General features: G+C 30.8%; 8 protein-coding genes. 5 read left to right on the forward strand and 3 right to left on the reverse strand.

Annotated features, from left to right (window positions below; translation table 11 throughout):
- Window positions 1–295 precede the first annotated feature (295 nt).
- The 5 genes from sucD (at window position 296) to N456_RS05660 (ending at window position 8,198) form a co-directional block, all read left to right on the forward strand.
- Window positions 296–1,168, forward strand: coding sequence for a succinate--CoA ligase subunit alpha (sucD, locus tag N456_RS05640; RefSeq protein WP_062054801.1), 873 nt, complete (start codon window positions 296–298; stop codon window positions 1,166–1,168).
- 202 nt (window positions 1,169–1,370) lie between these two features.
- Complete coding sequence (locus tag N456_RS05645; protein ID WP_062054803.1) at window positions 1,371–4,349, forward strand: M16 family metallopeptidase; 2,979 nt, start codon at window positions 1,371–1,373, stop codon at window positions 4,347–4,349.
- Window positions 4,350–4,492: 143 nt separating this feature from the next.
- Complete coding sequence (gene fabG, locus N456_RS05650; RefSeq protein WP_062054805.1) at window positions 4,493–5,239, forward strand: 3-oxoacyl-[acyl-carrier-protein] reductase; 747 nt, start codon at window positions 4,493–4,495, stop codon at window positions 5,237–5,239.
- Window positions 5,240–5,330: 91 nt separating this feature from the next.
- Window positions 5,331–7,361, forward strand: a complete 2,031-nt coding sequence (locus tag N456_RS05655) for a hypothetical protein (RefSeq protein ID WP_062054807.1) — start codon at window positions 5,331–5,333, stop codon at window positions 7,359–7,361.
- Window positions 7,362–7,382: 21 nt separating this feature from the next.
- Window positions 7,383–8,198, forward strand: coding sequence for a prohibitin family protein (locus N456_RS05660; protein ID WP_062054809.1), 816 nt, complete (start codon window positions 7,383–7,385; stop codon window positions 8,196–8,198).
- Window positions 8,199–8,310: 112 nt separating this feature from the next.
- Here the strand turns inward: N456_RS05660 and N456_RS05665 are convergent, their stop codons facing one another.
- From N456_RS05665 to N456_RS05675, 3 genes are all read right to left on the reverse strand, one after another.
- Entirely contained in the window at window positions 8,311–9,285 is a 975-nt protein-coding gene (locus N456_RS05665) for a DUF3078 domain-containing protein (protein ID WP_062054811.1), read from the reverse strand.
- Window positions 9,286–9,555: 270 nt separating this feature from the next.
- Window positions 9,556–10,233 (reverse strand): carbonic anhydrase family protein, encoded by a 678-nt coding sequence (locus tag N456_RS05670; protein WP_062054813.1) that lies wholly within the window; start codon window positions 10,231–10,233, stop codon window positions 9,556–9,558.
- Window positions 10,234–10,269: 36 nt separating this feature from the next.
- A complete protein-coding gene (locus N456_RS05675) occupies window positions 10,270–11,853 on the reverse strand; it encodes a SulP family inorganic anion transporter (protein ID WP_062054815.1) in 1,584 nt (527 codons plus the stop codon).
- Window positions 11,854–11,931: the final 78 nt, after the last annotated feature.

An 11,931-nucleotide genomic window follows, 5' to 3' on the forward strand; every position in this document is an offset into this window, starting at 1 on the left:
TTATTTGATTAATAACTTAGTACACTTCCCCTAATTGAGAACTAATTTTTGAATAATATCTTATATAAAATATAGAACTATCTATACAGTAAAAATTACACTGTTTTTAGAAGATATGATTTTTACTGACTAGATGAGGTTTATAAATATAAAATCAGGTTTTTAAGTGATTTAATGTTTGATTATTTTAGTTAAAGTGAAAAATAAAAAAATATTTTTTTATTTTTCACTTTAACTATCGTGTTCAAAAGCTTACTTTTGAGACTCTTTTTAAAAAATAAAAAATCATAGCGCAATGAGTGTTTTAGTTAATAAAGATTCAAAAATTATTGTACAAGGATTTACTGGTAGTGAAGGTACTTTTCACGCAGGTCAAATGATAGAATACGGTACAAATATTGTTGGAGGAGTTACCCCAGGAAAAGGAGGACAAACTCATTTAGATAAACCTGTTTTTAATACTGTAGAAGATGCAGTAAGAGAAGTAAATGCAGATACAACAATTATTTTTGTACCACCAGCATTTGCTGCAGATGCAATTATGGAAGCTGCAGATGCAGGCATAAAAGTAATTATAACTATTACAGAAGGTATTCCCGTTGCAGACATGATTACAGCTTCAAATTACATTAGTAATAAAGATTGTAGACTTATCGGTCCGAATTGCCCAGGAGTAATAACTCCAGGAGAAGCTAAGGTAGGTATTATGCCTGGATTCGTATTTAAAAAAGGAAATGTAGGTATTGTGTCAAAATCAGGGACTTTAACTTATGAAGCAGCAGATCAGGTTGTAAAACAAGGATTAGGAATCACTACTGCCATAGGAATTGGAGGAGATCCAATCATTGGTACTACAACAAAAGAAGCTGTAGAGTTATTAGTAAATGATCCTGAGACAGAATGTGTCGTAATGATAGGTGAGATAGGAGGGCAATTAGAAGCTGATGCAGCAAGATGGGTGAAAGAAAGTGGAACAACTAAACCAATTGTAGGTTTTATTGCTGGTGAGACTGCACCTGCAGGACGTACCATGGGACATGCTGGAGCTATTGTAGGTGGTAGTGAAGATACCGCAGAAGCTAAAAAGGCTATTATGAGAGAATGTGGAATCCATGTAGTTAACTCTCCTGCAGAGATCGGTAAAAAAGTAGCAGAAGTATTAGGGTAATCAATAAACTATACCCAAAGATAAAAAACCTCTTGAGAAATTATTTCAAGAGGTTTTTTTTATATTTCAAAAATTTATTGTTAAAAAAAACCTAAAAACTGTAACAATACTAATAACTACGCGTATTATAGTGCATTATAGACTAACTCATAACAAACAATCAAGGTCGCTAGATGCTACCGCAAAACAATTAAAGTAACATATGAAATTAATTCAATCGATTTTACTATTGCTATTGATTACTAGTTTTAGCAATTGTAAAAAATCATCACCAGAGGCTACTGCTCAAGAAATAAGAGTAGAACAGCATAAGGACCCATCAGGTTTCAATTATGAAACAGTAACTAATGATCCAACAGGTTTACGATTATATACATTAAAAAATGGTTTAAAAGTATATTTGGCAAAAAATGAAGAAGAACCAAAAATACAAACCTTTATTGCGGTACGTGCAGGGTCTAACTATGATCCAAAAGAAGCAACAGGACTTGCACACTACTTAGAACATATGGTTTTTAAAGGTACTGATGAGATAGGAGCACAAGACTTTGAAAAAGAGAAAGTATTATTACAAGAAATCTCTGATCTATATGAACAGCATAAAGCAGAAACAGATGCCGATAAAAAGAACACAATCTATAAAAAGATAGATGAAGTTTCTCAGGAAGCTTCTAAGCTTTCTATATCTAATGAGTATGATAAAATGATTAGCTCTCTTGGAGCAGAAGGAACTAATGCACATACTTGGTTTGAAGAAACAGTGTATAAAAATAAAATACCAGCTAATGAGTTAGATAAATGGCTTAAGGTAGAAAGTGAACGTTTTAGTCAGGTGGTGTTACGTTTATTTCATACAGAACTAGAAGCTGTTTATGAAGAATTTAATAGAGGGCAGGATAATGATGGAAGAAAGCTTTACGCAGCAATGTTAGAAGGATTATTTCCTAACCATCCTTATGGGCAACAAAAAACAATCGGGACTTCAGAACATCTTAAGAATCCATCGATGGTGGCAATACATAACTATTTTGATAAGTATTATGTACCTAATAATATGGCAATGGTATTGGTAGGTGATATTGATTTTGATAAAACAATACAAAAAGTTAACGATACCTTTGGGAAATTTGAGAAAAAAGAAGTCACTCACCCAGTATTACCAAAAGAAAGTCCAATAACAAGTCCAATTATTAAAGAAGTTTTTGGACCTACGGCAGAATCAGTATCGTTAGCGTTTCGATCTGAAGGAATGGGAACCGAAGAAGAAAAATTACTTACAGTTGTAGATATGCTACTCGCTAATGGTAATGCAGGTTTAATTGATTTAAACCTAAATCAGAAACAAGCAGTTCAAAATGCAGGATGTTCTCCAACGTTCTTAAATGATTATGGATATCATCAGTTTTATGGGGCTCCAAAACAAGGACAGACATTAGATGAAGTAAAAGATTTATTGCTTGCTCAGATAGAGAAATTGAGACAAGGAGAATTTGATGAATGGATGATCTCTGCTGTAATCAATGATTTAAAACTTAGTCAAACTAGGCAATATGAAAATAATACAGCTTTAGCTTCTGCATATTATAATGCATTTATTCATCATCAAGATTGGAAAGATAAAGTAGCATTTTTAAATGAGCTTAAAAAAATTACCAAACAAGATGTAATTGATTTTGTAAATGCTTTTTATAAAGATAATTATGTAGTAACGTATAAGCGTAAAGGGGAAGATAATAATATTGTTAAAGTCGAAAACCCAGGAATTACCCCAGTGGCATTAAATAGAGATAAAGAATCTAAATTTATTCAGGATTTCAAAAAAATAAAAACTCCAGCTTTACAGCCTAAGTTTATCGATTATAAGACAGCAATTAAAGAAACTAAAACAGCAAATGGACTACAGGTTTCTTATATAGATAATCCTAATAACGATTTATTTGACCTTAATATTATCTTTGATATGGGACAAGATCACGATCGTAAAGTTTCATTAGCTGCAGGATATTTAGATTATTTAGGAACAGATAAGTACTCTCCAGAAGATTTAAAGAAAGAATTTTATAAATTAGGGATTAACTATAGTGTTAATGCAAGTTCTGATAAAACTTATGTCGGGATCTCTGGATTAAAAGAGAATCTAGATGCAGGTTTGGTTTTATTAGAACATCTATGGAGTAATGCAGTTCCTAATCAAGAAACATATGCTAAGTATGTAGATCAAATAGCCAAAGGACGTCAGGATAGTAAATTACAAAAAGGAAATATTTTGTGGAATGGCTTAATGAATTATGGAATGTATGGAGAGAACTCTCCCTTACGTAATATATATACAATAGGTGAATTGCAAGCCATTAACCCCCAAGAATTAGTAGATAAAATTAAGGAGCTTCGTAATTTTAAACAACGTATATTTTACTACGGTAAAGATGTAGATGCAGCTATTACTTCAATTAATAAAAATCATAAAATTGAAAGTAAATTATTAGAGTATCCAGAAAAATCTAAATACATAGAAAAAGAAACAGGAGGAAATGTATATTTCGTGGATTATGATATGGTACAGAGTGAAATGATATTTTTGGCAAAAGGATCAGAGTTTGACCCCAATAAAATGGCAGCTTCAAGACTATTTAATACTTATTTTGGTAGCGGATTATCATCTATAGTATTTCAGGAAATCAGAGAATCAAAATCATTAGCATACTCTGCATTTTCTGCATATAGTACAGCGCAAGAAGAAGGAGATTCTAATTATATATATGCATATATTGGTACCCAAGCAAATAAAATGCCTCAGGCAGTAGATGCAATGATGGATTTGATGACGGTTATGCCAGAAGCAGAAAAACAATTTAATGCAGCTAAAGAAGCAACACTGAAAAAAATAGCAGCTCAGCGTATTACCAAATCTAATATTTTTTGGTCATACGAAAGATTGAAGAAAAGAGGTATCGATAATGATAACCGAAAAGAAATGTATGAAACAATTAAGAACATGACATTGGCAGATCTTAAAATGTTCTTCGATCAAAATATAAAAGGAGAGACCTACAATATTCTAGTGATAGGAAACAAGAAAGAAGCAGATATGAAAGCATTATCTCAATTAGGTAAGATTACAGAAATGGATATCGATTATCTTTTTAATTATGAAAAGAAAAAAGAAGATATAAAATTATAAGATTAGAGAAATAATTATTTGTTTATAAACCCTGTGAGAAATCATGGGGTTTATTGTTGATGACCTATTTGTAATTCTTATATTTGAATTAACATTGCAAATTATAAATAGATATATAAACCAAAAAAAGAAATATATATAAAATGAATCTTTTACAAGGTAAAACAGCTATTATTACAGGTGCTACTCGTGGTATAGGAAAAGGAATTGCAGAAATTTTTGCAAAACAAGGTGCTAATATTGCTTTTACGTATAGTTCATCTGTTGAAGCAGCAAAGACATTAGAAAAAGAATTGAATGAATTAGGTATTAAAGCTATAGGATATCAGAGTAATGCAGCAAGTTATGATGAAGCTCAGGAGCTAGCAACAACTGTACTAGAAGTTTTTGGAAGTATTGATATTCTAGTAAATAATGCAGGTATTACTAAGGATAATCTATTAATGCGGATGAGTGAAGACGATTTTGATAAGGTTATTGAAGTAAACTTAAAGAGTGTATTTAATATGACTAAAGCAGTTCAACGAACCATGCTTAAACAGCGTAAAGGTAGTATTATTAATATGAGTTCTGTAGTAGGTGTAAAAGGTAATGCGGGTCAGTCTAATTACGCTGCTTCAAAATCAGGAATTATTGGATTTTCAAAATCTGTAGCTCTAGAACTAGGCTCTAGAAATATAAGAAGTAATGTAGTTGCTCCTGGTTTTATAGAAACAGAAATGACAGGAAAACTTGATGAAAAAGTAGTAGAAGGATGGCGTAATGCAATCCCTTTAAAAAGAGGAGGTACTCCAGAAGATATTGCAAATACATGTTTGTTTTTAGCTAGTGATTTAAGTTCTTATATAACAGGACAAGTACTTAATGTAGATGGAGGAATGTTAACGTAAAATAAAAACACAGAAGTATGAGATTTTCTGTTGTACATAGCATGTCTATTTTTACTTCATATTTCCAATATCAGACTTCTAACTTTAAAGAATGCAAACACAAACAATTTTATTGATCATAGTAGCTTTTATAATCGCACTGATTGTAGCACTATATCAGTATTTATATAAAGCAAAAAACAAGAACAAGAAAATCTTGTTTTTTGCTTTTTTACGTTTCTTAAGCGTTTTTTCACTATTAGTATTATTGATCAACCCTAGTTTTAAAAAGAACGCATATTATATAGAAAAACCGGTTTTGGTTGTAGCTGTAGACAATTCTTCCTCAATAAAATACCTTAATAAAGATCAAGACATAACTCAGTTTGCGAATCAGATTTCTCAAAATAGAGAATTAAATGAAAGATTTAATATACACTATTATTCGTTTTCTGATCAACTAAAGGATTCGCTAAATTTTTCTTTTGATAAAAAACAAACTAATATATCAAAGACTTTAGATGAATTAAATCAGATTTATAAAAATACAATCGCGCCCACGATACTAATTACTGATGGCAACCAAACTTATGGTAGAGATTACCAATTTAGCAGTAAAAAATATAAACAAGCAATATATCCTATTATCTCCGGAGATACTATTGCAGTAGTAGATACCAAAATTCAGCAACTGAATATTAATCGTTATGCATATCTAAAAAATAAATTTCCAGTAGAAGTTATCCTTACATACTCAGGAGAAAAAGAAGTTAATACCACTTTTATAGTCAAATCAGGAAACACTACTATTTTTTCTAAGCCATTATCTTTCTCTAGCGTCACTAATTCTAAAGTTATTAATTTTACATTGCCAGCAAATAGTGTAGGAGTAAATCAATATGTAGCACTATTAGTTCCTTTGAATAAAGAAAAAAATAAAATTAATAATGCTAAAACTTTTGCAGTAGAGGTTATCGACCAGAAGACAAATATACTATTAGTCAGTGATATTATACATCCAGATTTAGGAGCTATAAAAAAAAGTGTAGAGAGTAATAAAAGACGGAGTATAACAATTAGTAAACCTAAAGAGAAATACAATTTAGAGGAATATCAACTTGTTATACTATATCAGCCTAATACACGATATAAGGAAGTATATGAAAAATTGAATACGCTAAAAAAAAATTATTTTACGATTACAGGGGCTAAAACAGATTGGAGGTTTCTTAATAAGATACAAGATAAATATACTCAAGAAATAACAGGTCAGACCGAATATTATCTCTCAAGATTTAATAGTAATTACGGAGCATTTCTTCAAGAAGATATAGGCTTTAAGAATTATCCCCCTTTGATAGGAGTTTTTGGTGAGATTAAAATAAATACTAATCATGATCCTTTATTATATCGAATGGTAAATAATATTGATACCAAAGAGATACTATCGGCAGTAATAGAACAAAATGGGGTTAGAGAAGCTGTACTATTTGGGGAAGGAATATGGAGATGGAGAGCTCAAAACTACTTGGAGACCCAAAAATTTGAAGATTTTGATGAATTTTTTGGGAAAATGATTCAATATTTAGCATCAAATAAAAGAAAAAGTAGATTAAACACAATTTCTGAATCTTTTTATTATGGTAATGCAAGTATTATAATCAAAGCAGAGTACTTTACCAAAAATTATGAGTTTGATCGAAGAGGGAATTTAAGAATATCTCTAAAAAATAAAAAAACAGAAGCTACTCACACTATACCTATGGTATTGAAGAATAATTCTTATGAGGTAGATTTAAGTAATCTAGAATCTGGAGATTATGAATATACAGTAACAGTATTAGGTGAGAATATTGCACGATCTGGGAGTTTTGCAATCTTAGAATACGATGTAGAACAACAATTTTTAAACGCAGATGTAACAAAACTGAAGCAAGTAGCTACTAATACTAATGGAAAGCCTTATTATTTAAACCAGAAAGATAGCCTAGTAAGAGAATTATTAGCAGATCAAAGATATCAAGCTATTCAGAAAAACAAAGAAAATGTGGTATCTTTAATAGATTGGAAATATCTTTTAGCAATAGTTATCTTGTTGCTGACTATAGAATGGTTCGCACGAAAATATAATGGACTTATTTAAAATTAAAAACTCAAAATTATCATGGAAAAACTACCAAAAATAGGACTCCCTATTCTTATTATTATTGTATTACTTATTGTTTTTATTTCGAAATCAACAGAAACTATTGGATCTGGAGAAGCAGGCGTACTATATAAAACATTTGGAGGCGGAGTAGTTACTGATAGCCCACCATTAGGAGAAGGTTTTCATTTGGTTGCTCCTTGGAATAAAGTAATCGTTTATGAAGTAAGACAACAAGAAGTTTTTGAAAAAATGCAGGTATTATCATCTAATGGATTAGAGATTAAATTAGATGCATCTGCTTGGTTTCAACCAGACTATGATAAATTAGGCTTACTACATCAGCAAAAAGGAGAAAATTATGTAGACCGAGTTTTGTTACCAACAATACGATCTGCTGCTCGTAGTGTGGTAGGAAGATATACGCCAGAACAACTATACTCTAGTAAGCGTGATGCAATTCAAAAAGAGATTTTTGAAGAAACAAAAAAGATAGTTGGTGATCAGTTTATTCAATTAAACGAAGTTTTGGTACGTGATGTAACATTGCCTCCAACAATTAAAGAAGCGATAGAGCGTAAACTGAAGCAAGAGCAAGAAGCTTTAGAGTATGAATTTAGATTAGCAAAAGCTAAAAAAGAAGCAGAAAGACAAAAAATTGATGCCGAAGGTAAGGCCGTTGCGAATCAAATTTTAAGTGCTTCATTAACAGATAAAATTCTTAAAGAAAAAGGTATAGAGGCTACTTTACAATTAGCAAAATCTTCGAATGCTAAAGTTGTAATAGTAGGTTCTGGAAAAGATGGTATGCCTTTGATCTTAGGAAATCAATAAAAAATAAGGAATTATTAATTTAATTTTTAGATTCTTATAAAGAAAAATAAGTCTCATATATCCTAATAATATGAGACTTATTTACATTAAGAACAAAGGGGGATTTATTATTTTAAAACATATAGTTCGCACCAAGACCAAACCCCTCCCTTACTTGAATATTATCAATAGCATCATCATCATAGATAGCTTCAAATAAGATTCTGGCAGTAAAATATTTGCCAATAAGCATTGAAAGATTAGCATTATAATTTAAATCTACATTTTGTGGAGCTTCGAGATAATTAGAATATAACTCTACTGTATTAGTCATGAATATGTCTTTTAGAATCTCAAATTTATAGAAAGCACGGACTGCTGTTCCAAACTCAAAAAGAGAAGTCTTATTAGCTTCAACACCGTAATACTTATGATGTTCATAAGCTTCTAGTGCTTCTTTATCCAGAGGATCTACTTTTGTAAAGATTTTATTTACTAACGTAAACCTTCCTGCCATAGGAGTAATATTAATAGATAACATTTTATTGTTTTTCCAAAATATACCAGGCCCAAATTTAATATCTCCAGGAGATAAAATACGAGAAATCTCTTTTCTTGTATTCTTGTTAAATTCATCTTTTTCATACTTATATCCTCTATCAAATTGAGTTTTAAAGTTTAATAAAAATGAAAAATACATTCGACTTTTTCTAATTTTTATACCTGATATAGAATTTATTTCAAAACGATCGTTTGTTTTATGAGTATTTTTATATTCAGTATCTCTGGCAATACCATATTCAGCAGTTACTTCATTTTCAGAAATAAACTTTCCTTTTTCATAATTTAAACCAGAAACTATATTAAATTCCATTGATACGTCGGAAGTACCTCCGCCTAACCAATGTTTATTGAAAGCAGAATGACCAAATAAGGAGCTAATACTTCCTTCTGTAGTCCACCCTTCTTCATGAAACTCTCTTCTATGAGTTTCTTCTACAGAAGTAATATCATCAGCTTCAGCCAAAACTTCAGGATGAGTTTCTTCTTGGGCAAATAGTATATTGCAACTTCCTAAGAGCATTACTATTGTATATATGAATTTCATTTGACGTAAATTTTAAAATTGATTTTAGAGATTTTAAAAAGAGTTGTTTTTGTTTTTAGCATAAACAACGAACTGATAATATGGACTATTAATTAAAAAATTAAATGAACCAAAAAATCATCTTGCTCTACCTAATACTTTTATTTGTGATGGTATAAATAAAGGTGATGGGTATAGAATATATACTTGATTATTGTATACTATTGGGGAATAATAAATCAAGAGTTTTATGAAGTCTTAATTACCAGTTTGATGTTTATACCAAAAAAATCAAACTATACTGGGGAACTCCTCATTAAGTAGATTGTTGTTTATTTTTGAGAGTATAGGCGATTCAAAAAAATCAACTTTACCTGTTGAGACATCATAAATTGAACCTATGATTTTAATTTCACCTACTTTTTCCATGTGAGAGAGTATGATACTTTCCTGTCGTATACGTTCAATTGAGACATGTACATTTTTGATCGCTACAATTTCTTTTGTAGCACTATCATTAATATCAATCCCTTCAGATTTTATGATATCCATGGCAGGTTTTATTTTAGATAATAGAGAAGTAATGTTACCTAATTCAACATTTTCACAAGCTGCTTTTACAGCACCACATTTAGTATGCCCCATGACGACTATTATTCTAGATCCTGCAACTTTGCACGAATACTCCATAGATCCTAATATATCTGTATTAATGATATTACCAGCAACTCTTGTGCTAAAGATATCTCCTATTCCAAGATCAAAAATTAACTCTACGGGTACTCTAGAGTCTATACAGCTAAGTATAACGGCAAAAGGATATTGTCCTTTACTGGTTTGCTTTACTTGTTCTTGAAGATCTCTCTGTGTTTTCATATTTTTTAGAAATCTTTCATTACCTTCTACTAGAATTTGATGTGCATCTTCTGGAGTAAGCTTATCTTGTGTATTTTTAGTTTGTGTTATCATAATTTTTTAATTTGTGTGTCAGTATTATATATTTTTTTATACGGCAACTAATTCTTCTGTTTTTTTCTTCTTTTTTCGTTTACTTTTTTCTATCGGGCAGTGCAGATGCAAATCAATTATAGAGACGTTTATATTTTTTTCTTTTGCATTTGTTTCAAAGTTTTGTATTATCTCAACAATATCAGGATGAACAAAATGTGAATCTAAAGCACAGATTTCTACAGAGGCATGTTCAGGAATTTCCATTAATGATTTTTGGATAGAAGCCTTATTAAGAAAAGTGACATCTTCTGACAGTTTTATCTTTATCTTATTTTTTGCTTCAGCGGTATTTTTTTTCTCTTGTTTGAAAGGGATTTTATAATTGTTTCGCAATATGGTAAAGACAGAAACTATCATTCCCATAGCAATTCCCATGAGTAGATCAGTAGTAACTATTCCAACAACGGTAACAACAAAGGGAATGAATAGTTCGGGACCTCGTTCAAACATTTTTTTGAATAGTGTAGGTTTTGCTAATTTATAACCTACTGTAAGTAGTATTGCGCCTAATGTAGCAAGAGGAATAAGGTTTAAGAGTTTAGGAATAAGTACGACACTTATTAATAATAATACTCCATGAGATACTGCTGATATTTTTGTTTTACCACCAGATTGCTGATTAACAGAACTTCTTACAATTACTTGTGTAACTGGTAGCCCTCCTATTAATCCCGATATGATATTACCGATACCTTGTGCTTTAAGTTCTTGATTTGTTGGAGTAATTCTCTTTAAACTATCTTGTTTATCTATTGCTTCTACACTAAGTAGTGTTTCTAAACTTCCTACTACTGCCAGAATAATGGCTGTTACATAGACTTGTGGATTAAGTAGAGCAGAAAAATTTGGAACCGAAAAATTGCCTAAAAATGAATCAAAACTATCGGTTATTGGTAAAGAAACGACATGTTCTGAGGCAATAGAAAAATAAGGAATTCCAGAAAATAGTTTGTTTAATAAAATACCTACAATTACAGCAACCAAAGGACCTGGAATCATAGATACTTTAGAGTTTTTAATAAATTTTGTTTCCCAAAATATTAAAATAAATAGAGATATCGTAGTAATGGTAATCACTCCGAGACTGATATAATTTAGTACTTCGAATATTTCTAAAAATGATTGCGGAGAAAAACCTTCTTTGGGTTGTATATATCCAAAAATATTTGGAATTTGTTTCATTACTATAATTAAACCTATACCAGCTAACATTCCATGTATAACAGAAGAAGGGAAAAAATAGGCAATTCCACCAGCCTTTAGATATCCCATTAAGGTCTGTAATATACCAGCGATAACAAGAGCTACAAGAAAATATTCAAAACCTCCTAAGGTTGCAATAGCGTTTAGTACTATAACTGTTAATCCTGCTGCGGGTCCACTTACTCCTAGAGATGATCCACTTAGTGAACCAACTACAATGCCGCCAATAATACCGCCAATAATCCCCGAAAAAAGAGGGGCTCCTGATGCTAAAGCTATTCCTAAACAAAGAGGCATAGCTACCAAAAAAACAACAACACTAGCGGGGATGTCGTATTTCAGGTTTTCTACAAAACTTAAGTTTGTTGTTTTCATTTTAGTTTTAATTTGTGTTTTAGTTTTAAGATTTAATATTTGTGTGTTATGCTGTTATTATGAAAATAATGTCCTTTT

The sequence above is a fragment of the Aquimarina longa SW024 genome (genome assembly GCF_001401755.1).
Lineage (GTDB): Bacteria > Bacteroidota > Bacteroidia > Flavobacteriales > Flavobacteriaceae > Aquimarina > Aquimarina longa.